This window comes from Brevibacillus sp. FSL K6-0770 (assembly GCF_038000275.1).
GTDB lineage: Bacteria > Bacillota > Bacilli > Brevibacillales > Brevibacillaceae > Brevibacillus > Brevibacillus parabrevis.
On sequence record NZ_JBBOBQ010000001.1, the window covers coordinates 5,065,129 to 5,090,340 of the forward strand.

Consider the following 25,212-nt stretch of genomic DNA (forward strand, 5'->3'; position numbering starts at 1 on the left):
GAAAACTCTGTCTGCTCCCTCCCTTCCCGAAAAGCCGCTCCTATCCCATGCTTATCTCAATTCCCGCTCGATAGTACAAAAAAATGGCTGCCAGAAATGACTTCTGACAGCCCGAAAAAAAGAGGACAGACTTTTGGTCTGCCCTCTTGCCCTTGCCAAGCGTTCTAGATCCACACCCAGTAAACGAAGACGATTACTGCAAGCAGGATCACGAACAGCCCGGCGAAAATGCTGATCCGTGCGAACTCGTGGCCTTTTTGATCCATGTGCATCCAAACAAACAGTTGGAAGAACGCCTGGATGAAAGCCAAGACGACGATGAACGGTACGGTAAAACCTACCGGAATCACTTCATACGCAACAGCAATAAATGCAAGTGCGGTCAATACGAGAGATCCGATGAAAGCTACAACGTGTCTTTTTGGACCGTCGTGTTTTACTTTCGGCTTGCGTACCTCTTCATTATGAGCGTGTGCTCCCATAGATTATCCCACCTTTCCACCGATCATACCCATGAGATATACCACGGTAAAGATGAATACCCATACTACGTCGATAAAGTGCCAGTACAAGCAGGCCAGGTAGAACTTAGGAGCCGTTACTACCGTCAAGCCTTTCTTCACTGCCGACAACTGCAACAAAGTGATCCAGAGAATCCCGAACGCTACGTGACCCCCGTGGAAGCCAACCAATGTGTAGAACGCAGAGCCGAACGCACTTGTCGAGATTTTATGTCCTTCATGCACATAATGCACAAACTCATAAATCTCCAGGGCAAGGAATCCGAGACCGAGCAATACAGTGATGGTCAGCCAAACTTGAATCATTTTCAAGTTTTTCTTGTGCAGAGCGAGTGTAGCCATAACACTTGTCATCGAACTGGTAAGCAAAAGAAGTGTTGCAGCTGCAACCAGCGGCATGTCAAACAGTTGCTGGGACGTCGGTCCGCCGTTTGCTTGATCACGCAGCGCGATAAAAGTTGCGAACAACGAACCGAAAAGAACAGTCTCTCCACCAAGGAAGAGCCAGAAGCCAAGAATCTTGTTCTTGCCTTCAAGGGTGGCTTTTTCCGGTTCATCAGGTAAAACTGCATTTGCGTGATGTGTAGCCATTAAGCCTTAACCCCTTTCTCTTCGATTTCATCCTCATGAATATGATAACCAGGATCGTCTTTTACAGAACGTGCGAACATACATCCGAAAGTCAAAATCAAGCCGATCGCTACTACAACGTAGTTGTGGTACATGAAGCCATAGCCTGCAATGAACAGACCGACGGACATCAGGAACGGCAGGAACGATGGCGATGGCATGTGGATGTCACCGAGCGGTTCAGCAGGTGTCATGCCTTTGTTGCCAGCCATTTTCTCGATCCAGAATGCATCCAGACCACGCACCAGAGGTGTTTGGGCAAAGTTGTACTCAGGCGGCGGCGACGGAATTGTCCACTCCAGCGAGCGTCCATCCCACGGGTCCGCAGGTGCGCGTTTGCCTTTTGCTGCAACGACAACGTTGATGAGGAACAGGATTGTACCGATCGTCATACCGAATACACCGATGGTACTGATAAAGTTCCCTACATCCAGGTCCTGACCTTTCAGGTATGTGAAGACGCGGCGCGGCATCCCCATCAGACCAAGGAAGTGTTGCGGGAAGAAGGTAAGATGGAAACCGATGAAGAACGTCCAGAAGTTCCATTTACCGATTGTTTCATTCAGCATTTTACCGAACATTTTCGGCCACCAGTAGTAAAGACCGGCGAACAGACCGAAGACGAGACCCCCTACGATAACGTAGTGGAAGTGAGCTACTACGAAGTAGCTGTCATGGTATTGGTAGTCAGCTGGCGGAACCGCGAGCATAACCCCTGTCATACCACCGATCGTAAATGTCGGAATGAAGCCTACTGCAAACAAGTTTGCGGTAGGGAAGCGAATTTGTCCGCCCCACATGGTCAAAAGCCAGTTAAAGATTTTAATACCCGTAGGTACCGCAATCAGCATCGTAGCCAGACCGAACAGCGTGTTGGCAATGGCGCCCAAACCAGTTGTGAACATGTGGTGAGCCCACACCATGAAGCCGAGGAAGCCGATCAGCGCAGTTGCGAATACCATGGAGCTGTAACCGAACAGGCGCTTTCTTGCAAAGGTGGAGATAATTTCAGAAATAACACCGAATGCCGGGAGAATCAGGATGTATACTTCGGGGTGACCGAAGATCCAGAACAAGTGCTCCCAAATGACAACGTTACCACCCGCATCCGGGTTGAAGAAGTTACCGCCAAACAAACGGTCGAACATCAAGAGAACCAGACCTACTGTAATCGCCGGGAAAGCGAACAGAATCAGACCGGATGTAATAAAAGACGCCCAGGTGAACATTGGCATGCGCATGAATGTCATCCCTGGAGCACGCATGTTGATGATGGTAACAAGGAAGTTGATACCACCGATCAGCGTACCGAGACCGGCAATTTGCAAACCGAGAACGTAGAAGTCTACTCCGCGGCCGCTATATTGGTTCAAAGCCAAAGTGGTATAAGATGTCCATCCGGCATCTGGTGCTCCGCCAAGGAACCAGCTGGTGTTCAGGAGCACTCCTCCGAAGAAGAACAACCAGAAGCCGAGAGCGTTAACAAAAGGGAACGCTACGTCGCGCGCTCCGATTTGAAGCGGAACGACTGCGTTCATCAGCGCGAAAATGACTGGCATGACCGCCAAGAAAATCATCGTCGTGCCGTGCATGGTAATCAATTCGTTAAACGTCTTGGCACCAACTACAGAAGCTTCTGGATACATCAACTGCAAACGGATCAACAGGGCCTCATAACCACCGGCGAGAAAGAAAATACCACCGGCAATCAAGTACAGGATCGCGATCTTCTTGTGATCCACTGTCGTGAGCCAGTCCCACAGCCCTGAACGTTTTGGTGCGGGTGCGTGAGAAGCATGTGCAGACACAGGTTTACCTCCTTTTTAAGCGTCACTGCCTATGACGAAATGTCATTTCATTACGGTAGTTACTTCACGCTGAGTGTAGACATGTACTCTACAAGCGCTTTCACTTGTGCATCGTCGAGGTTGAGGTTAGGCATGTTGTTGCCCGGTTTTACCTTTTGCGGATCTTTGAGCCACTCTGCCAGATTTTCAGGCGTGTGGGCAAGAATACCTGCTACGCGTTCGCGATCTGCGAAGTTGGTCAGGTTTGGACCCAGTTTTCCGCCTTTTCCAGCGATGGCGTGACAGCCGAGACAGCTTTTGTTGAAGATTTCTTGACCTTGTGCAGCACTTGGAGCTGTAGCGGCTACCGGCTCTTTGGACTGAACGCCCTTCATGCCGTTTGCCCAGCTGTCAAATGCAGTCTGGTCCATTACTTCTACCTTGAAGTCCATCAAGGCATGGGACGCTCCACAGAGCTCCGCGCATTTTCCGTAGAAAATACCTGTTTTGTCTGCTTGCAGCCAAATCTTGTTTTCTTGTCCCGGGTTGGTATCGATTTTACCGCCCAGAGCAGGAATCCAGAATGCGTGCATAACGTCAGCAGAGGTCACTTGGAACTGAACCTTTTTGCCAACTGGCAGAACCAGGTCTTGTGCGGTTGCTACTCCCAGATCCGGATACTCGAACTCCCACCAGAACTGGTGAGCGGTTACCTTCACTTGAAGCGCTTCCTCTTTTGGAAATTCCTTGTGCAGGGCGAAACCGGTTGTAACGGTTGGAATCGCCATCACAATCAGAAGCAGGAAAGGAATTACTGTCCAAAGAATCTCAAGTGCATGATTGCCTTCGACCTGCTTTGGAACGCCTTGCTGCCCTGGACGCTTACGGTATCGGATAAGGACGTACGTAAAGATCAGCATAACGACAATGAAGACGCCGATCATGATAGCGGAGGACAGCTTCATCAGGTCATACTGCATCGAAGCAACCGGGCCGGAAGGCTTGAGCGCTGAGAGCTCATCTTTGCCACACCCGGTTAACACCAGCGCCAGCAGACCAAACAGAGAAAGCTGACGCCAAAACTGTTGCCAACCCTTCATACCAATGAACCCCTCTTTCTTCGTGTTGGTAACGTTCTAGCCACGCATACAAACTAGAAGCTTTTTGCTCTTTCAATTTTGCACAAGGATGGCTATCTATTCCTTCCCCAACTATCATACCCAATCAGGAAAAGTATTAGCAGTCATCCCAAAAACAAACAGAAGGAGCAAAAGGGCCGAGATTGCAGACTCCTGCCAATGCGTGGTAACCATTTAAGTATACATAAATTTTCCTTAATCTAAAGGCTATTTGTTATCATTTTGTTAACAAATTTATGAACAAATTTGTGAACTTTTAAGATAAATGTAACCAGTTTAGGAAACTTAAAGGAGAAATATATGAAAAAAAGACCAATTGCACTAATCACTGGCTCCTCCAGCGGCTTCGGCATGCACGCTTCTGTGGCATTAGTCAAGGCTGGATTTTACGTAATTGCTTCCATGCGCGACCCGCAAAAAAGAGGCCCACTTGACAAACTCGCAAACTTGCATATAGCAACCGAACATATGGAAGTGATTTCCTTGGATGTCACCAGCCCTCCCCAGATCGAACAGGCGATCGCCGACATCGCGGATCGCCACGGGCGAATCGACCTGTTGCTCAACAATGCCGGATGCGCATACGGAGGCTTCAGCGAATCGTTGCGCCTGGAGCTGGATCGAACGGATCGCAACCAAAAAGCTGGCTCCTTCGAAAAACGATTGACGCGCGCGCAGCAAAAAGGACAGCCCCGTCTTTTCGCAGATGGACGGGGCTGTCCCGGCAACAATGGCACCTCTATGTGTTTTCCGAGCGGATCGCACGAAGCAGCCATGTATGCTGCAAGTATTCGGCCACACCGTAAAAGATGGCGACAAATCCCGCTCCCATTGCCGAGATTTGGGCATCAGGCAAAAAGACGATGCTGCCGTATACAATCAGAAAACCGATGATAAAATCAATGGCGGTTGTAAGCCACAGACTGCCCGGAGCCAGAATGGCCCTGTCCAGAAAAAATCCGGCAAGAGCAAGGACAAAGCCGACACCGACAGACTGGTACAGGTTCGCAAAATTCACCTCGGGAAAGAGGGCATCAGCCAAAACAACCAAGATCGGGCTTACCAGAAGCTTCATCAAAAGACCGTCCACGTGTGTTTCCACTCCTTTGCTGAGGTCTTCTCAGTATGCCCCGCTTTCCAGCGGCAATCCTCGCGGCAACAAGCCTCCGTCCTCAATGCAGCCACTGCTTGATCCAGTCATCCATCGGCTTGTAGATGATTTCCATCGCATAGACAGGGTTGGGCACAAGACCAAATTGCGTAGCGGCATACATCCCGACACTGATCACGAGCATGACGATAAACACAATCGTTTCTTTTCGCTGTTTCTTGCGGATCAGCCTGGGCAGCTCGTACAGACTGACGACGATGGAGATGAAAACTACCGTCAATACCGACATGACTCCCCCTCCTGATCACTCATTTTTCCTTGAAAGCGTTGTTGATCGTTCCCAGTCGCCTGATTTTCACTTCTGCCTTGATGTGAACCGGGAGCTTGGCAAATTCCTTGTTCCAGTTTTTTTCGAGTTGTTTCCACACCTTCGGATACTGGCGGTGGATGACATCTCCGAATCCGAAAATGTCCACTTCATGCTGCTTCGCATAAGTGACCGCCCGCATTCCTGTAGCAACCATGCCTTTTTCGGCTTCTTTTTGGATTTCTTCGATCGTCTCCATTTTGGTCAGATCGATTTTGCACTGCACTTCGCCGATGTCATTTTCCAGGTGAATATCGACCATGATTTCCGGCTTGCCATTTTTCAGGATGGCTTTCACCTTGGAGTTCGACTTCATAATTTCCATCGTCAGGCGCCCTCCCCCTTTGCACGGAAGGCTGCCAGCCGTACTTTTGACATTTCCGGTTATGTAGTTGTACGCCTTGCTGTCCTTCTCGTTGAGCCAGCCAATCAGCTTGTCTCCCCGAAAGGCAGCGAGTGTCGTGTACTGCAAAAGCACGTTGGAATCAATCTGCTCCACATTTTCGCGCTGATCCCCTTCCTCCGGCGAGCCTGTCAGCTTTATGCCCGTCAGTACCGCCTGTTTGCCCTTATTCGTCAAGTCCGCAATCAGTTGATCAAGGGTAATCGCGGCGGTTGGCGCCCACGCTTTGGACGACGTCTCCAAGGAAGCGAACAGCTCATTGGCGGGAATCTGCTCCAACGGCGTAATGACCTTCAAGATGTTGTGAGCTGTCGTACCGCGAGCCACAGCAATGTAAAAATCCGTCCGAAACTCGTGATCGCGCGAAACAAAATCAAGCACAGGCGCAATCCCCTCCCGCGCCAGTTCCTCCCCCAAAATCAGCATCCTCGTGTGCGACATATAAATTTTCCGCGGCGATATCGTCGTCATTTTGCGGAGAGCTTCAAATACAGTGGCACCGCTCATCGTAAACAGCGTAACAGGAGCCCTCCCCGGTTTGCCTTTGTTGGCTGCCACCTCAGCCGGGTCCACGACCTGGACAGACACGCTATACCCGGTCTTTACCTTGTCAATTCCGATGCCGACGCAAATCGCCAGATCGTTCAGCTCCTTGCGATTCCAGCAACCGCCCAGCAGGAAGACAAGTGTCAAGCAGAGAAGCACTTTGATGACTTTCATAGAAGTTCACTCCTTGCCTTTTTACCTTAATGCTCTGGCGGCTTCGGCTTCAAATTCGGAGATTGACGGCGCATGTTTCGTTTGGTGATCGACTCTGGGCGTTTGTCCATCATCCAGCGCGGCGCGCGCAAGATCGCATCACGCTGTTCTTTGAAGGAAAACGGGGCGAATGTACTCATGTAGGGTACGCCAAACGAACGCAGGCTGCACAAATGCAGAACCAGCCCAAGCACTCCGACGATAATCCCGTAAATCCCAAAGGAAGCTGCCAAAATCATCAACGGAAACCGGAGAATCCGCACGGGAATCGACATGTTGATCGCGGGAAAAATAAAGCTGGAGATCGCCGTAATCGACACGACGATAACCATCGCTGCCGAGACGATTCCCGCCTCTACCGCCGCCTGTCCGATGACCAGCGTTCCGACAACGGAGATCGCTTGACCGACCGCACGCGGCATGCGGATGCCCGCCTCTCGCAAAATTTCGAACGCGATCTCCATCAACAGCGCCTCTACCAGCGCGGGAAAAGGCACGCCCTCACGCTGCGCGGCCAAGCTGATCAAAAGCTGTGTCGGCAACATCTCCTGATGGAAGGTCGTGATCGCAATATAGAGCGACGGCGCGAGCAAGGCGATAAAAAAGCTGACAAAGCGCAGCATCCGAATCAACGTACTGAAATCAGCCCGCTGGTAGTAGTCTTCAGCCGAATGAAAAAACTCGACAAACAAAGAAGGGACAGTCAAAACGAACGGAGTCCCATCGACTATGATGGCAACTCTCCCCTCCAGCAAATTCGCCGCAACCACATCGGGACGCTCGGAATTGGAAATCGTGGGAAAAGGAGTGTACGCCGCATCCTGTATCAGTTCCTCGATCATCCCGCTCTCCATCAGGCCGTCCACATCAATCCGATCCAGCCTGTTGCGAACCTCCTCGATTACGCCTTCCTCGACCAGACCTTTGATGTACACGACGGCGATCTCGGTCTTCGTCACTTCCCCGATTCGCCTAGTTTCCACCCACATCTTTTCGCTGGCGATCCTTCTGCGCAAAAGAGTGATATTCGTCCGCAGACTTTCCGTAAAGCCTTCCCTCGGCCCGCGAATGACCGTTTGCGCTGTAGGCTCGGTCACTCCCCTGTCTTTCCACTCCTGCAAGCCGATGGCCATTGCTTTTTCATAGCCGTCTATGAGGATGATGACACAGCCGGAAAGCATGGCTGTAAACAGCTCGGGAAAATTGTTGACGTCTCCGATATCTCCAACGGTCAGAACCGCATCCTTTAAAAAAGGGACGAGATCTTCCTCTCGTTCCAGCTCTATTTCTTTGAACCGGGTCTTGTAGAGCATACTGTTAATCAAAACGCCCTGTACCATGTGCGAGTCGACCATCCCATCCGTGTAGAGGATCGCAGCACGTACAGGCTCCCGGCTATCCAGCACCAGTTCGCGAATTACAATATCATTGCTGTACCCAAGCGACTCTTTCACAAAATGAACATTCTCATCCAGGCGAGGGCCAATCTGAGCCATCTCATTGCTCCTTACATTGGCAATTATTTATCCAGTTTTTCCACCCGAGTCTGTTACTAAACGAAAACATCAAAAAGAAAAGGCGCCCTCCCCCGTTCAATCGGGAAGAGACGCCTTTTCAGCTGGTTTATCCGGCAGCGGGCTTGTTCGGCTCGTCAAAAGACGGATCGTACCATTCTACCTTGTGGTTTTTCTGGATGTCATTCAGCCAGTTGTTGTAGTTCTCGCTGCGGTTTTTATCGGCCAAAACAGATTTGATCTGATCCCGCACCTTTTCAAATTCCGGCGCTGGCGATCCCATCTGCTGTTTGTTTTCATCGTAATATTGTTTCACTTGCTCATCTGTGACCGGGAATGCCTTGTCGAGCAGCTTGTCGCGGGTCATCAGGACAGACATCTTTTCACGAAGCTTCTTTTCGTCTAGCCCCATTCCCTGAAGATAGCTTTGAAAAGCTTCCTCGGAGCCGACTTGCTGTTTCATCGAGGCGATTTCCTTGTCCATTTCCTCTTTGGTGACCTGGATCTTCTGTGCCTTGGCTTCCTGCGAAATCAAAGATTGAGCGACCATCTCATGTATCATTTGCTTGCCGTACGTGCTTTTCATTTCATCGTACAGCTGGTATTGCGTAATCGAGGTATCACCGGCCTTTACCAGAACCGGATCTTTCTTCGCTTCTCCTGCCTGATAGACACCGAGTACAGCCAGTCCGGTCAGTAAAATGGCAACTGAGAGTATGGAAACATCAAACTTCTTCACGTGGATATCCTCTCTTTCAATGTTCTGCCCATCAAGTATAGCCAGGAGATGCGGTAGAAAAATGGAAAAGCCTTTACACAACTTTTCCACATTTTATATCATCATGTGCCGATTTGGCGATCGTCATTCACAGAAAGTGTCACCTTACATGAAAAACCGTGCAAAAAGAGAGGTGAGAACGGAGGCAAGGACGGGACCTAAAACCGCCCATATTTGTAAAAAGCGCTCTTGCTTTCTGCTTCTGTCTCCTTCGATCATCTGTGCCAAATTTTCTTTGTCCCGATTGTCGTTGTTCAGTAGCTGCATGATGATATCTTTCTCTTTGTTTGCTTTTTCTTCTCTCAATTTCAGCTCCGTCTGTAGCTTCGCGATCGCTTGCAACAAATCTATGCGTACGTCTTCCATGCGTTCTAATCTGTGTTCTATACGTTCCAACCACTTTGTTGCGACTGTCATTTGTCCCTCAAGCTGGTCGATCCTCTCTTCGAATTTATCCAGTTTCTGGTAGATGCGCTGCATTTGCAAGTCCATGTCTCTTTGGTTGTCCTGTTGCCCCGGCGTCATAGGTTCCACCTCCTCCGTCCTTTGTAATAATGGTTTATGTTGAGCAGTCAGCCATTGCTTGTACGGTTATCCCTTTCCTCTTCACCCGCAAGCAAAAAAGGCTGTGCACAGCGTTTTTCCAAAAAGCTGGGTTTTCGGCTACAATAGGGGGATGACCGATTGCCATTTGCTTTGGCGAGAAGGAGGAACTTATGAAAGCCTTGCTGGAAGTCAACAACGTAACGGGCGGCTACTCCCCGAGCCGTGCCGTCATCCAAAATATTTCCTTTGATATTCATGCTCACGAAATCGTCGCCTTGATCGGACTGAACGGAGCAGGGAAAAGCACGACGATTAAGCATATTCTGGGTCTTTTGCAGCCGCTGGAAGGCTCTATCCACATTGCAGGCCAAACCTTTCAATCCGATCCTGACCACTATCGGCTCTCTTACGGCTACATCCCGGAATCTCCCATCTATTACGAGGAACTGACACTTTGGGAGCATATCGAGCTGATGGCGATGAGCCACGGTTTGACAAAAGAGCAGCTTGACCAGCGAGCTTCCGTCCTGCTCAAAGAATTTCGCATGGAGGAAATGAAAAACCGTTTTCCGCAGCAGTTCTCCAAAGGGATGCGGCAAAAATTGATGATCATGATGGCGCTTCTCGTCCAGCCGCCTCTGTATATCGTCGACGAACCGATCCTTGGTCTTGATCCGCTCGGGATACGCTCTTTGCTCACCTGGCTGGAACGCTGCAAGGAGCAAGGGGCAGGCATCCTCATGTCTACACACATCTTGGCGACCGCAGAGAAGTATTGCGATCGTTTTATCCTGCTCCACAAAGGACAAATCAAGGCCCAGGGCACGCTTGCAGAGCTTCGCCAGTTCACAGGTCTGACCAACCATTCGTTGGATGACATCTACTTACATATCGTAGAGGATGAAAAACAGTGAAGATGGATATGGAGCAGCTGTTTCAAAAAAGATTGCACGCCTTTTCCACAGAGTTCATCAAATATGCGCAATACATGGCCAATGGCGGTGTCTTGTTTGTCGCCGTTTTCCTTGCCGGATTGATCTCCATGTACTACCGCAGCATAATCGAACTGATTCCGGCCTGGTTTCCACTCGTCCACGCGCTGGCACTGGTTATGGCCATCGTGGTGACGCGCAGTCCGCACCGCACCTTTTTGCTGGAAGCAGACCTGATTTTCCTCACTCCGCACGAGACGCGGCTCGCTGGCTATTTTCGCCGGGCGCAGGTCTATAACTTTTTCGTCCAAAGCGTGGGACTGTTTGTGCTGGTTCTCTTGCTCTTCCCTATGTACACAAATGCTGCGGGAGCGGACAAAATACAGCTCTGGCTGTACTGGCTGATTCCGTTTTTGCTGAAGGGCTGGAATGTTCACAGCAGCTGGATTTTTTTGCGCCTGCCTGCCGTCCAAGCACAGCGCCTGTTCTTTGCCGCCCGCTTTTTGCTGTCCTATCTGATTCTTGCCTGGATTTTCAGCGCGGGGCAATTTCTCACTTTTGGATATGTGCCTTGCGGAGCCGTCCTTAGCGCCCTTTTGCTTGTCTGGCTCCATCGGCAAATGCGCAAAGTGCAGGCCCAGCATCCGCTCAAATGGTATCGGCTGCTGGCGATGGAAAACGGGTTGCGTCAGCGGTTTTATCAGATCATGAACAACTTCCGGGACGTTCCTGCCTTGCAGCATCAGGTGAAGCCGCGCTTTTGGCTGACCCGCCTGGCGCAGCTTCTGCCTTACAGTCCGGCTCATACGGCGCGTCATTTGTACGCCCGGACGTTCATTCGCTCCGGGGATTACGCCGGGATTTACGCCCGCCTCGTCTGCCTGGGCATCATCGTCATTCTCGTCCTGCCGAACCTGTACGCCAAAGCGATTGCTGCCGCTCTCTTGCTGCTGATGACAGCAAGTCAGCTGGGCGGCATCTGGCGACAACAAGGCAAGCGAGCCAGCCACCAGCTTTTCCCTGTTCCGCCTTCCGAGCAAAAGCGCGCATTTGTCTGGCTGCGCTCGACCTTGCTGCTGTTTCAGGGCGTCGTGCACATCGCCGTACTTTTGTGGTAACCAGCACCTTTTCGCTGCCAACAAAAACAGCCCTTCGCTTGGCAAGAAAGCCAGTGCGAAGGGCTGTTTTGTTTCGGGCAAAGCTTACAAGCGGAACGTATCCACTTTTCTGCGCAACTCCTGGATGCTTTCGGTAACGTCCTGAATTTCGACGACAAACTGGTCCACGTTGCCGCTGACGTCATGAATTGTAGCCGACACCTCTTCGGTCGCAGCGGCTGTCTGTTCGGAAATCGCCGTTACGGTCAATACGGATTCGTTCACCTTGTTTTGACCGTGCTTCATGGTTTCAACGCTTGCAATCACATTGGCCAGCGAAGTTTTGAGCGTGTTCGTCATCGTGGACAGCTCGGTGATTCCTTTTGCCACCGAATCGAGGCGCTGTGTTCCGGCATTGTAACGGTTCAAAGTTCCGTTCGTTTTTTCGGCTGCCTGCTTCACCTGATCCTGGATGTCCTTGATGCTCTCCTGAATGACCAGCGTTGCCGCTCCTGTCTGCTCAGCCAGTTTGCGCACCTCGTCTGCAACCACGGCAAAGCCGCGACCTGCTTCCCCGGCCCGGGCGCTCTCGATGGCAGCGTTCAGCGCGAGCAAGTTCGTCTGTCCTGCAATTTGCTGGATCGTTTCAATCACGTCATTGATCCGGCGCGATTTTTCCTCCAAAATCATCATCGTGTTTTGGACATCGTGGAACTGATTGTTCGTTTCCGTTCCGTCAGCCAAAAACTCCTGCAATACTGTGTAGCTGCTCTGGCCGATGTCAGCTACCTGGTTAGAAACGGCGTCCATCGCTTCGATCGCGCTGTTCAGCTCGGACAGCTCGCTCAAAAATTCTTGAACCGTTTGCACGGTAGTTTCCATCGCCGTTGCCGTTTGTTCATTGCCAGATGCGATCTCCTGGCTCGTAACCACGATATTTTTATTTTGCTCGCGAACAGAGGAAGCGCCTTCCCGAATAGAAACAGCCATATTGTCGATGCGCTCTGTCGTCTCCTTGACGCCGCCGATAATTTGGCGAAGCTGTGTTGTCATCTCGCTGAAAGCGACAACGATCCGGCCGATTTCATCATTTCGCTTCGTGACGGCGATCTTCGCGTCTGTCAAATCGCCTCCAGCGATCCTCGCCGAGGCTTCCTGTACGATTCCCAGCGGACGCAGCATTCTTTTCACCACGAAGTAGACCGCAATCAAGGCGACTATCGTCACCGCAGCCATGGAAATAATGATGCGCGGCATCGTTTCACTCAGTACAAGCTCGTTGATCAGCTCGACCTTTTCCGCAGCGGTATCGACACCGAGAATAGCCATAACTTGCCCGGACTTGTCCTGGATCGGTGCAAACGCACTCAGATACGAACCGTAAACCGGATCATTGACGATTGGCGTATTGCTCGTTCCGCCTTGAAGCACGGGCGCGATGTCTGCAAAGGTGGTCGAAGTCGTAGGCTGTCCGATCGTGAAGCTATCCTCGACCATGCCGTCCGCCATGATTTTGACCTTCTCTCCATCTGCCTGGAGAATGTATACGTATAGCGCTCCCGTCTTGTCCATGTACTCTTTCAGCGTCTTTTGGATGGACATGTACTCGTCATTTTTCTCGGGCTTTGCCAAGAAACTGGCGAGCTTCTCTGTATCGATGCCTGCCGCTACATGCATCGCGGTTCCAATACTTGAGCGTGAAAGCGTCCGTTCGATCGTGGTTGCGCTGTTTTGATTGATCATGAAGACGTTGACTGCCATCGTCAAAACGACAATCACAGCCACGAGCGCGACCACCCGACTAGCCAAGCTCTTGTTCATCCTTTCTCACTTCCCCTTTTCTCTGTACGATAGATTAATAGATCGATAATTCCCCCACAGAAGTTTCTTCAAACAAAAAACGCCCCAAAGGGCGCTTTTGTACTGAACTCCCTATTTGTCTTATCGACAAAAAGGAGCCTATTTATTAACTGAATATGACCCTAATTTTGCCAAAATCATGAAACGATGGTTAGGAATATCCACATAGCCGATCGGCTCCATTTTCTTTTGCAAAGCAAGCAGCGCTTCCGCGTATTGCTCTACCGCGAAGTCGCGAATCTGCCATTCGATCGCCTTCAAATAGTAGACGATTGCCCCGACGTCATAGAAACGGGTGAAGCTCATTTCCTCTTTTTGCTGCAAAATGACAAAGCCTGCGTCCTGTAGCTCGGCAGCTGCAAAAGCCAGATTCCAGTGCAAATAATCGGATGGGATCGGCGCTCCGAGCAAACGGTTCAACTCCAGGTTGTCCTGCCCGCCGACCTGCTGGGTTACGAACGTCCCGGTCGGTTTCAGCAAGCGCGACAGCTCACTCGGCAAATACGATTCATGACGATTGATGATCAGATCAAAAGTGCGATCCGCGAATGGCAGCACATCTTCTCCGTCCGCCTCGACCACCTCGATGCCCAGTGGCGCAAGATTGGCCCGGGCTACTCCTACGTTGGGCTGGTATCCTTCTGTCGCAAACGTTCTCGCCGGATGCGGCTGCAAGGAAGCGAGCAGTTCTCCCCCGCCTGTTCCCATATCGAGCATCGAGTCAATCCCGTTCATCAGAGCTTTGACGATACTCGCATAATTCCAGGTCAGCGGAGCTTCCTGCATTCTCCCTGTCTGGGTGAGCCGCTGAAAATTCCATCCGGCAAATGGCGCTTCTACCTCTCGCTTGAAAATCTCCCATGCTGTTCTTTGTTCCATGATTGATGTCTCCTCCTGTTTCTGTCGTTTGCCTCGAATTGGCTGGATGACGATGATCCAGGTGGAGAACGACAGCATTCCGAGCGTTGTTATGTCTCGAAAAAGTCAAAAGACATGCCTTCTGCACTCCTTTCACTCACATGTATCCGTCCCGAGACGGAGGGAAAATACTGCCCCAGTACGTTTGGCTGATCAGCGATGCTCTCTATCATGTAAGAATGGAACTGTTCACGGGAGGAATTATTTATGGCAGATTTTGCGGTGCTCGCCGGAACCCACCAAGGCTTGTTTCTCGTTCTGGTCCTCACGACACTCATCCCGGCCCTTATCGCCCATACGCTCGTCTATCAGCCAACCAAACGAGCGCTTGCAAGAAAGACCCGCTTGACTCTGCTGTTTGTCTGGATATCGCTGTCTGTATTCGCCGGACAACTGCTTTTGACCTGGGCGTATTTTCAATCATTCGGTTGGCTTTACATAAAGGACAAAACAATCGGCTTTCTCCCGCTGATCACTGTCCCTGTTATTTGCGTGCTTTTTTTCTCGCTTCCCCGCTTGCTGGACCTGGCAGCAAAGCTGGGCAGATGCAGCAACAAGCCATCTTATATTGTCGATAATCCCGACATGTCTCTGATTGCGCAAGAGGTTGCTTCAGCAGACATGAGTCTTTTGCGGCAAGCAGACCCTTTTTACACTACAGATCATGAGCGGGTGGATGAACATCTCCGAAAAATGATTTCGGCGCCTGAGCTGATCGTTCCCTTGCAGCTTGCCGTTCTGGGCAGTGTCACAGCCTGCTGCCTGCAGCTTACCTTCCCTGCTGTCACGCTGGAGCCATCCACGCTGCTCGTCGCCTGGGTGGTAATGGTGGCTGCCACCTCAGCGCTCTGGATCGTTCAATCATGGCAGCAGCAGCGTTGCTCCCACCCCGGAGAATGGAAGCGCCCTGCGCCGCTTTTTCGTTTTTTGCGGGCAACGGGTGTATTCATGGTCCTGTCCACCGGACTTGTCGCGTTTGGCAGTCAGGCCCTTCAAGCCAGCCTGCTTCCGGAACAGTTCAACATGACCAGTCATACGAACGTCGATACTGGACTAAGCACAAAGCAACTTGCCCACCATTCGCACGCTAGTCATGCGCCGGACAGCGGCACTGCGCCCTCGTCGAATGCCAAAACGGTCAGCGTAGCGGACTTGACCGGGCCGCGTGCGGGCACGGCAGATCGAAAATTCGCATTGACGGCGCAAAAAGCGACGATTCGGCTGCCTTCCGGAAATACGCTGGAAGCTTGGACCTTTAACGGGCAATACCCCGGGCCAGAGCTGCGGCTCAAGCAAGGCGAGCTGGTTGAGATCGTCCTGGAAAACAAAGATATCGCTGATGGCGTCACCATTCACTGGCACGGTCTGAACGTTCCCAACGCCGAAGATGGCGTAGCCGGAGCGACACAGGACGCTGTACTTCCTGGCGAAAAGCACGTCTACCGCTTTCGCGCCGAGCAAGCCGGAACCTTTTGGTACCACTCGCATCAGCAAGCCTCTGTCCAGGTGCGAAAAGGGCTTTTTGGCGCTATGGTGATTGAGCCTGCTGCCAATGCAAATGCATCTCGGTCAGAGCCTGCCATCCGCGATCTTGCCCTCATTCATCACAAACCAAAAGGAGAGGGACCGACGCTGAATGGCGCAGACACGCTTGCCAAGCAAACGGTTGCCCCTGGTACTCCTGTAAGACTTCGTTTCATCAACGCAGAAAACCTGCCCGTCACTTATCAGCTCCTCGGCACTTCTTTTCAAGTGAGCGCCATTGACGGAAACGAAGTCAACGAGCCGAATTTGCTTGCCAACCAAGCGCTAAAGCTTGCTGCCGGAGGGAGATATGACGTCTCCTTTACCATGCCGAATCGCCCCGTCTTGTTCACACAAGCGACCCAAGGCAAAAACCGCGGCAAAGGATTGCTGCTCAGCCCGAACGGAGGCGATGCCTTGCCGAACCTGCAAGCAGACTTGCCGCTGTTCGATCCTGCTCGCTACGGCGCTCCGCTGCCTTTGCCGTTTGATCTCGCCACATCGTACGATCGCGAATACGTTCTGCTGTTTGATGTCGCCTTCGGGATGTACGATGGCCGCATCGACGGTCTGTGGACGATAAACGGCGAGGTGTTTCCCGACACGCCGATGATGCTCGTCCAGGAGGGCGACCTGGTGAAAATGACTTTCGTCAACCGCAGCTTCATGGATCACCCGATGCATCTTCACGGTCATCACATGCTCGTCCTCACACGCAACGGCAGACAGACTACAGGAAGTCCCTGGTGGACGGACACGCTGAATGTAGCGCCGGGCGAGACGTACGAAGTCGCCTTTCGCGCTGACAATCCCGGCCTTTGGATGGACCATTGCCACAATCAGGATCACGCCGCACTTGGCATGAGCATGCATCTTTTGTACGAAGGAGTAACCACTCCCTACGAAGCAGGTCGCGCTACCCGCAATCATCCCGAATAATAGAAGAAAAAGCAGCCTGGTCATGTACCGGGCTGCTTTTTCGCTGCTCACGGTTTGCTTCGCCGCTTTTTCGCCGCGAGCAGCCTGTTGAGCGTATCATCCGAATCTTGCTGTTCCTCGCGGGACGACGGCTGTTGTCCCGATACCGCTGCTGGTCTGTTTTTCAACGGTTCCTGCACGGTCTTGGCTGTGCCTTTTGCTTGGAAAGCAGTCAAATCACTGTCTTTGCGAATGTGCGCCGGGGCGTCTGAACGCGAACGCTGGGTCGCGGAACGTCTGTCTGACAGCTGCGTCCATACCGTTTGCTGCGGCTGCGACCCGGCTGTTGCAGCCGATGCTGATCGGCGCCACAGGCCCGCGAGCCTTGTCCACCATTGATCGGGCAGTTGCAAGCGGCGCGCCGCAATATCTACTGGCAAAAGCAATGCCGCAAGCATCAACAGCCACTCCCCGATGGATTGCGTGTCCCACTTGGCGGGAAACGGACCGCCGTAGACTTCCTGCGGTTCGCTGATCTGTTTGCCGCCACCTGCGAGCAGCCAGGTGCGCAGCTCTGTTTCTCCATCCCGCGACATTCCGTATTCGGGAGAGTAAGATACGGTCAGTCCTGTCGTTTGACTCGCGAGTACGCGTCCCTGACTCTTTTCGGATATCTGGATCATGTACGTGCCGGGGTCTGCCGTCTCGAACTTGCCTTCCATAACCCCTGGGGCAATCGGTTTGAGCTTGATGATCTCCCGCTGCATTTTCTCGTTGAGGACAACCGCCTCCAGCTCTTGCGGCAAGCTTGCCCCGGCAGGCATCGTCACTTTTACACTGCCCGCAGCTCCGTCCAGGCTTGTCCGCGCTTTCCACTTTCCTTCCGCGATTTGCGGGAATGTCCAGGCGACTACCTCATTCCACAGACGGCCAGTGCCACCCCAACTCACCCAGTCAGGCGCCCATTTGCCTTCGAGATCGCTCGTCCAGACAACAGCGCGTCCCAGCCCGTACTGCCAGCGGGTCAAAATCGGGTCGTCATCCATACTCATCAGTGACGTCTCCGCTGTCTGTTTGGCTGTTGTCGCCACATACGCCCTTAGCGGCGGCAATGCCTGCTGCAAGCTCGGCCACATGCCGGCTCCTGTCACTTCGGGAATTTGCGGCTTTTCGACGATGAATGTCCGGCTGGCCAGTGCCGTCTCCTTGCTGAAAATTTTCGGAATCGATTCGGCGTCATTGGCAAAGTAATAGCGGCCATTGCCTGTTTTCGCGATCATTTCCAAAAGCGTATGATCCGCATCATCTCCCACCGCGACTGTCGACACCGTAATATTTTCGGAGGTCATTTGCTGCAATAGCCCCTGGTAGTCATCCTGCATGCCTGACTGTCCATCCGTCAGCAAAATCACGTGCTTGCGCTGCGTATTCATCTGTTTCACCCGATCGTACGCCAGCTGCAGCGCGGGGTAAATATCTGTTCCGCCATCGGCGCGAATGCGGCCGATTTGCTGGTGAATCTCTTCTTTGTTGGCGACGGTCTGCGGGGCAACCACTTCCCACGGATCACCGTCAAACGCGATGACTCCGATGGAATCTTGCTGATTCATCATGGTCGTAGCCCGAATCGCGGCTTCCTTCGCCAGCTCCATTTTATCGACACCTCTGGCATCTGAGCTCATGCTGCCGGATTTGTCGATCACCAGTTCCAGCCCGAGAGAAGGAAGCTGTTGTTTTCCGCGCAAATCCATATGCACCGGAAGCGCTTCTTCGATCGGCGTCTGGAACCAGCCGCCCATTCCGAAGCTCTCGCTTCCTCCGGTCATAATCAGCCCCAGCCCCAGGTCGCGCACCGCTGTCCTCATGCGCTCCATGTCAGCGTCACTCATTTGGGTAGCGGACACATCGGACAACACGATCGTCGCGTATTGCTTGTAGCCCGCAAGCTCCTTGGGCAAAAGCGCAAGCTCGCGCTGTTCGACCTGCATCCCGCCTGCCCGGAGCGCCTGCACGAGATTTTTCGCCGCGCCCGGATGTCCTTCCAGCACGAGGACGACAGGCGCTCTGGCTACTTGGGTATAAGCCGTTGCCTGATTGTTCGCCTGAACGGTATCCTGGCGAGGCTCGATTTCCACCCGATAACGGTGAAAGCCTTGCTCCATCGCTTTTTGCGAAAAGACAAAGCGGTTTTTTCCTTTATCGATTTGCACCGTTTGCTGACCAGCTGCTCGGTTGCCTTCGTACAACCGCAGCGTCGCTTCTGTGGCAAGCGAACTCTCCACATCGACTGTGATCGCATACTCTTCTCCGGCGTACAACCTTTGCGGAACTTGCACAGACGAGAGAACGACTTCATCTCCTTGCGGCTGCTGCAAGGACACAGCCTCTACGCTGATGCCGCGTTCTTGCGCCAGCTTCGTTTGCCGGGAAGCATCGCCGTTCGTCGCGATCCCATCGGTGAGCAGCACGACTTTGCCTCTCGTGTTGCTCCCAATCATCGCCGCCGCAAGCCGTATTCCTTCTTCCAGATTCGTCGCGTTGCGGTTCACTTCGACTCCCAGCGGCGCAAGCTCTTCGCGCGATGTCAACGGCTGGTCGACAGCGGCGTCAGCTCCGACGGCAACGACTGCATACTTGTCTTCCGCACGCTTTTGCCCGATAGCGTCTCGCAAAAACGAGAGCACCCGCTGATCGTCCTTCATCGAGGCTGAACGGTCCACGACAAAAACAACCGTCTTGGCTTGAACAGGCGTGAGCAGCTGCGTCCCTGCCAACGCGAAAATGAGCAGCGCGAACAAGACGAAACGAAGGGTGGCAATAACGGTTTTTCTGCTTGCGGGCATCTGCTTTTGCTTTTGCCACCATTGGATCACGAGGTAGGCAGCAGGCAACAAAAGCAGCAAAAGCCACGGCTGTGTAAAGTTAATACCCACGTTGGTACACCCTCCATTCCACAAGCAAAACCAAGAGCACAAGCGCTGCCAGCCAGTACGTCAACTCCCGCGTGCCTGTGCCCGCCCTTTGCTGCTCTGCTTCGCCTTGTCCAGCCTGCGAACTGGCAACACTGAGCGTTTTCGGCGTAATATCCGACTCACTCTCACTCAGGCGCACGGAAAAATACTTGCTCACAGCTCCCGCGTCCAATGTCTCGTCCAGTTTGTACAAGCCGATCTGCTCCGGCACCTGTATCGTCAAGACCGTTCCGTTTGCCTTGATCGCTTGCTGCTGACCATCGGGATACGTCAAGCTTCTCTCCGCTGCCCCCGGCGTGAGCGGAATGCTCAGGCTCTCTCCCGGATGACTGGTGGCGATGGGTGCCGTTTGCGCTGGCGACAGCCAGTTCACAACATTTTGCATGAAAATGGGAAAAGCCGGGCGCAACGGAAAATCAGAATCGTGCAAGTCAAAAGCGAACACGACGATGCGCCTGCCGTCGATCACGCCAGCCTTGACCAAATCCGCGTCACCGGCTCGCACGAGTGTCTTCATCCCGGGCATTTCGCCTAAAACCGCCGCTTTGGCAATATGCACCTCGCGCCAATCCACGTATTTGAGCATCGGATCATCTGCGGAGACGGCTTGCGGTCCCTGCTCCAGCTCCTGCTCGCCTGCAAGCGGCAGCCAATCCGTTTTCCTGTCTGGCGCGATCAGCAAAATATTGCCCTGCGGCAGCTTGTCCGGCACTTCGCCGTCGAACACCCACAAATCGCGCGCCTCGGCATTCGGCCCGGGAGCGTTCTGGACGGTTTCCACCTCCAGGCTGCCAACGGTCTGCATGACCTGATGCAAAAAGCGATTGCCCGCCGGAGTGTACAGCACGGCTTTTCCTTTGCTCGCCGCAAATGGCACGCTCCAGATTTCATTGTCTTGCGGCAAGCCGTCCTGCTCCGGCGCAATGACAGCGCGATAGGCAGTCGAGACAGGCAGCTCTGTGAACGAAAACGTCCCGGAACGTGCTGTCTCGATGGCAAACTGGTTCGTGTCCAGCAGCTTGCCTTTGTCATCAAAAATCGTGACGGTTCCTCGCGACTGGGCGCTGCCATGGTTATCGATGCGCAAAAGGGCTTCGACACCGTTTGGCCCGGCCTGTGTCACAAAGGCGGCAATCGCCGCATTTTCACGCGTTCTCCCCATCTGCATGAAGCGAAAGCTTGCGGACGAGGCGGACAATGACTGGGTCGCCAGCTTTCGCTCCACATTGCCATCCCCGATCCAGATGACGCCGCTTCCCGGTTCATTCGCCGCGATCGCTCCCGCCAGCGACAGCGCAGACAGCGGGTCAGACGTTCCCATGTTGGCTGTCAGCTTTTGCAGCGCCGCTGTCAGCTCGGTTTTGTCGGCGCTTTTGGACACCAGCACATTCGGCTCGCTCCCGGCGGCAATCACGGTCATCGTCTGAGCGCTGCCGAGCTTCTCGACCAGCGCCTTCGCTTCGGAGACGGCCCGTGACAGCCTCGTCTCTTCTCCCTCTTTTGCCAGCATGCTGCCTGATGTATCGACGACAAGCACGGTGTGGTCAGCCGTGATCCCTTCCGTTGGCATGGCTGGTCTGGTCAGTGCCAGAACGAGCAAGCATGCCGCCAGCAGTTGCAGGAACAATAGCAAGTTGCGCCGCAGCTTTTCCCATGGCCGCACCGCTTCCCAGTTTTGCAACGTTCGCTGCCAAAGCAGCGTGCTCGGCACGACGCGATCCTCTACTTTTCTTTTGAGCAGGTAGAGGACGATGATGGCCGGGATGATCAGTGCAAACCAGATGCTGGAAAGTCCCATCCACTGCATGAAGTCTCTCTCCTCTCTAGCGAATCATGCCCGCCTGCCGAAATACGTGAAAGACGACCGATTCCAGCGATTGCTCCGCTTCGATCTCTGTGTAAGCGATGCCTCTTCCGTAGGCAAAAGCAGCCAGCTCCTGGCGAAAATCGCGCAAGCTTTTCGCGTACTCGGCCAGCAACAAGGCAGTCATCGATGCTTCTTTTGCCTGTCCGGTCTCGGCGTCGATCAACCGCAGCTCGCCTGCGTAATCCGGCTGCCGTTCCTCCTGGGAAAGTACCTGCACAAGCGTCACCTCTTGCCGCGCCGCCTGCAAGTAGGCCAGCCCTTCCGCGTAGCCGTCCGGGAACAAAAAATCGGAAAGCACGATCGAAATACCTGCTTTGCCGCGAACTGCTCCAGGCTGGCGGAGTGCGCCATGCAAATCCCCCGGGCCGCCTTCCCCGATCGCCGATAAAAAGGAAAGCAGCCGATGCGCCTGACCTTTGCCCTGCAACCCTTGCAAGGACGCTACGATGCGGTGATCGAATGCGTAGACGGATACGTGATCGAGGTGGCACAGCGACAAGTACCCCAAAGCCGCGGCAATCTGCACCGAGCGCGACAGCTTGCTCGGCTGCCCGTAGCCCATGGAGCGGCTGCAATCGATATACAAGCTCACGTGAAGCTCGGTTTCATCCAAATACTTTTTCAAAAACAGCTTGCCGGAGCGCGCATACGCATTCCAATCCAGCTGGCGCAAGTCGTCTCCCGGCACGTACGCCCGGAAGTCGGCAAACTCCATCGAGCTGCCCAGCTGTCTGGCCCGTCTCTTTCCCGCATGGCTGCCGCTGACGGCTTTCCTGATGGCAAGCTGCATCCGTTCCAGTCTGGCAAGCCATGCCGGGTCAAGCAGGTGCTGACTCATGCTTTCTGCCCCGACAGCGCGTCCAAAATATCGCGGATGATCTGATCGGCCCGCACTCCGCTCGCCTCGCCTTCAAAATTGAGGAAAATGCGATGGCGAAGGGCTGGCAAAGCTACCGCTTCCACGTCCTCGTAGGCGAGATTGTAACGCCCGGAAAGCAGCGCCCGCACTTTTGCCAGGGAGACGATTGCCTGCACCCCGCGCGGCCCTGCCCCGTTTCGCACGTACTGATTGACAGAAGCAACAGCCCGCTCGCCAGGGTGAGTGGCAAGCAGCAAGTTGACAGCATAGTCCAGCACCGCATCTGCCACCAAAATGTCGCGGGCGGCCTGCTGAATTTGCCCGATTTGCTCGCCGGATGCCACCTTTTCTACCGGAATCGCTTGCCCGGTCGTCGTGCGCTGTACGATTGCCTTCAGTTCGTCAGCTGTCGGGTACGGCACGTCGATTTTCAGCAAAAAGCGGTCCATCTGGGCCTCGGGCAGCGGATAAGTCCCTTCTTGCTCCAGCGGGTTTTGTGTCGCCAAAACGAAGAACGGCGCAGGCAGCGGTCGAGTGACGCCCCCTGCGGAAACCGTGCGCTCCTGCATGGCCTCAAGCAGCGCGCTCTGCGTCTTCGGTGTTGCCCGGTTGATTTCATCGGCGAGTACGACATGGGCAAAAATCGGTCCGTGCTGGAACTGGAACGACTGCTGCCCCGTCTCGTCCACGAGAAGAATGTTTGTCCCTGTAATATCAGTCGGCATCAAATCAGGAGTGAACTGGATGCGTTGAAAAGACAGTTCAAAAGCTTGCGACAAAGTTTTCACGAGCAGCGTCTTCCCCAGACCGGGTACGCCCTCCAAAAGAGCATGGCCTCCCGCGAACACCGCCCACAAAAGTTGCTCGACGACGTCTTTTTGTCCCACCAATACTTTTCCGATCTCTTGTCTGACTAGCTCTACTCGCTGCAAGCAATCTTCTAGCGTTTGCTGTGCCATAGCCGCGCCCTCCTTTTCTAAGGCTCAATTTTGCTGAAATAGTCTTTGACGATATCTTGATAGTCGCCGGGAATCGTGCCTTTTTCCATGCTCTCGCGGGCGAACTGCTCGTACTGGCCGTACACTTCCTCATACGGCAGCGTTCCGCCGGAGGTCACCTGTGTCTGGCTGTTTTGCTGCGACTGGGAAGGACCTGCTCCCAAAGGGCCGCCTACCGTTTCGGAAGGGCCATTTTCCCCGCCGATGCGGCTGGTCGGAATCGTGACCAGCTCGTGCTTTCCTGCGCCCAGTCCGCCTCCCGGCCCTTGACCGTTTCCGCTTCCGCCGCCTGCGCCTGCTCCGGCGCCATTTCCCGAACCATTGCCCGCGCCGTTCCCGGCACCTTTTCCTGAGCCGTTGCCTTGACCTGCTCCTGTGTTGCCGTTTGCAGGCGGATTCGCCTGATTCGTCTGATTGGCCGCAGCGTTCGCATTGGCTGACGCTCCGCTGCCCGTTGCTGCCTGGTTGTTTCCCGGGGTAGTCGACGCAGGGACTGCCTGGCCTGCTCCGGTTCCACTCGCCCCGTTATTGCTTCCGGCAGCTGCGGCGCTTGCCAGCGTCATCTGCGACTGAGTGAGCGAAGCTGCCGCCTGGGAGGCCGCGAGCATCGCCTGCTGGGACTGCTCGGTTGCTCCCATCGCTTGCAGCAGGCTGTTTTCCAGCGCCTTCATCGCTTCCGGGTCTTGCCCGGCTGCGATTTCCTTGGCGGCCTGTGCCAACTGGTTGGCCGTATCCGCCAGCTCTTGCGCATTGGCGGATTCCGCGTCCTTTTTCAACTGTTCTGCGGCTTTTTCCAGTTCCCGGGCCAGATCAGCCCGCTCCTGTTCTTTCATCTTTTCCAGCTCTTTTGCCATCTCGGCAAGCGCCGTTTTCAATGCTTCGCGATCGCTTTTGGCCAATGCGTCGGCCACTGATTTTGTCGACTTCTGGCTGCCGAGACTGCGTTGCAAGCTTTGCAGCGATGCTGTCTTGTTCTGCTCCGCTGCCCGCAGCTTTTCCAGCTGCTTTTCTGCCGCCCGCAGCGCGTTGAGCCGTCCGGCGGGATCGTCTGCTTTGGCGATGCTCTTCTTCGCTTGCTCCAGCATCTCTTCCAGCTGTTTCTTCTGAGCCTCGCTCAACCCTTCATTTGCTTTCGTTTTCGCCTTGATTTCCTCGATTTCTTTTTCCACCTTGGCGATTGCCTGTTTTGCCTGCTCCATCTGAAGAAGCCGCACATCTTGCGGATTGGGCCAAACCAGGAGCAGCAAGCACAGCAAAAGCAAACCGCCTGTGACGAACAACCTGTTTTTCAGCCCGGCCCAAACGCGAATGCTCTCGATGATGTCCGGCAAGTTTTTGCGCAAATGCCGCAGCGCATCTTCCCGCTGCATGACCGCGACGGAGGAGGTGCTTTCGCGATGCTCCCACGCCGTTTCCACGCGCTGGGCAAGCCCGTTGCCGTCTGCCGCCTGCGCACTCTTTTGCCAAGTCGTTTGTCGCCACCTCGTGCTCATCCAGCCAATCGCCAGCCCTAGAGGAAACATGGCTACCGCCAGCCAGGCGTAATACGGGATCGGCCAAAAACGGGCAGCGAGGAGAAGCAGTCCGCTTCCCCCCGCCCCCCACAAGCCGTACAACGTGATTTGTTGGATCAGTACCTGGTTTTGCAGCTTTCTGCGCACTGGCTTCAGCAGCGACTTCAGCTCATTGTCCGGTTTCGCGGTAAACATGGC

General features: G+C 53.8%; 20 protein-coding genes and 1 pseudogene. 4 read left to right on the plus strand and 17 right to left on the minus strand.

What is annotated here, in order from left to right; translation table 11 throughout:
- Window positions 1–164 precede the first annotated feature (164 nt).
- Genes NST23_RS24090 through coxB form a run of 4 tightly spaced genes read right to left on the minus strand, consistent with a single transcriptional unit; the run spans window position 165 to window position 4,038 of the window.
- Window positions 165–482: a cytochrome C oxidase subunit IV family protein gene (locus NST23_RS24090; protein ID WP_122964312.1), complete on the minus strand. Its 318-nt coding sequence runs from the start codon at window positions 480–482 to the stop codon at window positions 165–167.
- Window positions 483–485: 3 nt separating this feature from the next.
- The gene (locus tag NST23_RS24095) at window positions 486–1,112 is read right to left on the minus strand and encodes a cytochrome (ubi)quinol oxidase subunit III (protein ID WP_122964311.1); all 627 of its coding nucleotides are present in this window, start codon (window positions 1,110–1,112) and stop codon (window positions 486–488) included.
- Window positions 1,112–2,959 carry a cytochrome c oxidase subunit I gene (gene ctaD / locus NST23_RS24100; protein WP_122964310.1) on the minus strand — a complete coding sequence of 616 codons (1,848 nt, stop codon included), beginning with the start codon at window positions 2,957–2,959 and terminating at the stop codon, window positions 1,112–1,114. The genes NST23_RS24095 and ctaD overlap by 1 nt, the downstream gene beginning before the upstream one ends.
- Before the next feature lie 59 nt (window positions 2,960–3,018).
- A complete protein-coding gene (gene coxB, locus NST23_RS24105; RefSeq protein ID WP_122964309.1) occupies window positions 3,019–4,038 on the minus strand; it encodes a cytochrome c oxidase subunit II in 1,020 nt (339 codons plus the stop codon).
- Between the two features lie 390 nt (window positions 4,039–4,428).
- Here coxB and NST23_RS24110 point away from each other — a divergent pair.
- Window positions 4,429–4,617, plus strand: a pseudogene (locus NST23_RS24110) (short-chain dehydrogenase/reductase); the annotation flags it as partial.
- A 199-nt stretch (window positions 4,618–4,816) separates the two neighbouring features.
- Here the strand turns inward: NST23_RS24110 and NST23_RS24115 are convergent.
- From NST23_RS24115 to NST23_RS24140, 6 genes are all read right to left on the minus strand, one after another.
- The gene (locus NST23_RS24115; RefSeq protein WP_063230832.1) at window positions 4,817–5,167 is read right to left on the minus strand and encodes a DUF2512 family protein; all 351 of its coding nucleotides are present in this window, start codon (window positions 5,165–5,167) and stop codon (window positions 4,817–4,819) included.
- Between the two features lie 82 nt (window positions 5,168–5,249).
- Window positions 5,250–5,477 carry a hypothetical protein gene (locus NST23_RS24120; protein WP_122964308.1) on the minus strand — a complete coding sequence of 76 codons (228 nt, stop codon included), beginning with the start codon at window positions 5,475–5,477 and terminating at the stop codon, window positions 5,250–5,252.
- Window positions 5,478–5,496: 19 nt separating this feature from the next.
- On the minus strand, window positions 5,497–6,678 hold the full coding sequence (locus tag NST23_RS24125) for a Ger(x)C family spore germination protein (protein WP_173596655.1): 1,182 nt from the start codon (window positions 6,676–6,678) through the stop codon (window positions 5,497–5,499).
- 26 nt (window positions 6,679–6,704) lie between these two features.
- On the minus strand, window positions 6,705–8,213 hold the full coding sequence (locus tag NST23_RS24130) for a spore germination protein (RefSeq protein ID WP_173596654.1): 1,509 nt from the start codon (window positions 8,211–8,213) through the stop codon (window positions 6,705–6,707).
- 127 nt (window positions 8,214–8,340) lie between these two features.
- Complete coding sequence (locus NST23_RS24135; protein WP_122964305.1) at window positions 8,341–8,970, minus strand: SurA N-terminal domain-containing protein; 630 nt, start codon at window positions 8,968–8,970, stop codon at window positions 8,341–8,343.
- 144 nt (window positions 8,971–9,114) lie between these two features.
- Window positions 9,115–9,534 (minus strand): hypothetical protein, encoded by a 420-nt coding sequence (locus tag NST23_RS24140; protein WP_173596653.1) that lies wholly within the window; start codon window positions 9,532–9,534, stop codon window positions 9,115–9,117.
- A 191-nt stretch (window positions 9,535–9,725) separates the two neighbouring features.
- Between NST23_RS24140 and NST23_RS24145 the strand changes: the two genes are divergently transcribed.
- Together NST23_RS24145 and NST23_RS24150 are read left to right on the plus strand one after the other, a co-directional pair.
- Window positions 9,726–10,469: an ABC transporter ATP-binding protein gene (locus NST23_RS24145; protein ID WP_063230827.1), complete on the plus strand. Its 744-nt coding sequence runs from the start codon at window positions 9,726–9,728 to the stop codon at window positions 10,467–10,469.
- A gap of 2 nt (window positions 10,470–10,471) precedes the next feature.
- Complete coding sequence (locus NST23_RS24150) at window positions 10,472–11,605, plus strand: ABC transporter permease (protein WP_217365106.1); 1,134 nt, start codon at window positions 10,472–10,474, stop codon at window positions 11,603–11,605.
- Between the two features lie 84 nt (window positions 11,606–11,689).
- Here the strand turns inward: NST23_RS24150 and NST23_RS24155 are convergent, their stop codons facing one another.
- Together NST23_RS24155 and NST23_RS24160 are read right to left on the minus strand one after the other, a co-directional pair.
- Complete coding sequence (locus tag NST23_RS24155; protein ID WP_122966375.1) at window positions 11,690–13,405, minus strand: methyl-accepting chemotaxis protein; 1,716 nt, start codon at window positions 13,403–13,405, stop codon at window positions 11,690–11,692.
- 138 nt (window positions 13,406–13,543) lie between these two features.
- Window positions 13,544–14,323 (minus strand): class I SAM-dependent methyltransferase, encoded by a 780-nt coding sequence (locus tag NST23_RS24160; protein WP_122966376.1) that lies wholly within the window; start codon window positions 14,321–14,323, stop codon window positions 13,544–13,546.
- Between the two features lie 246 nt (window positions 14,324–14,569).
- Here NST23_RS24160 and NST23_RS24165 point away from each other — a divergent pair, with 246 nt between their 5' ends.
- Entirely contained in the window at window positions 14,570–16,825 is a 2,256-nt protein-coding gene (locus tag NST23_RS24165) for a multicopper oxidase family protein (protein ID WP_340964714.1), read from the plus strand.
- A 47-nt stretch (window positions 16,826–16,872) separates the two neighbouring features.
- Here the strand turns inward: NST23_RS24165 and NST23_RS24170 are convergent, their stop codons facing one another.
- From NST23_RS24170 to NST23_RS24190, 5 genes are read right to left on the minus strand one after another with little or no spacing between them, the layout of a single operon-like run.
- Window positions 16,873–19,737, minus strand: a complete 2,865-nt coding sequence (locus NST23_RS24170) for a VWA domain-containing protein (protein WP_340964717.1) — start codon at window positions 19,735–19,737, stop codon at window positions 16,873–16,875.
- On the minus strand, window positions 19,727–21,583 hold the full coding sequence (locus NST23_RS24175) for a vWA domain-containing protein (protein WP_274874382.1): 1,857 nt from the start codon (window positions 21,581–21,583) through the stop codon (window positions 19,727–19,729). Before NST23_RS24175 ends, NST23_RS24170 begins: the two co-directional genes overlap by 11 nt.
- A gap of 16 nt (window positions 21,584–21,599) precedes the next feature.
- Entirely contained in the window at window positions 21,600–22,481 is an 882-nt protein-coding gene (locus tag NST23_RS24180; protein WP_122966380.1) for a DUF58 domain-containing protein, read from the minus strand.
- Entirely contained in the window at window positions 22,478–23,461 is a 984-nt protein-coding gene (locus NST23_RS24185) for an AAA family ATPase (protein ID WP_122966381.1), read from the minus strand. Before NST23_RS24185 ends, NST23_RS24180 begins: the two co-directional genes overlap by 4 nt.
- A 17-nt stretch (window positions 23,462–23,478) precedes the next feature.
- Window positions 23,479–25,209, minus strand: a complete 1,731-nt coding sequence (locus NST23_RS24190; protein ID WP_328140060.1) for a hypothetical protein — start codon at window positions 25,207–25,209, stop codon at window positions 23,479–23,481.
- Window positions 25,210–25,212: the final 3 nt, after the last annotated feature.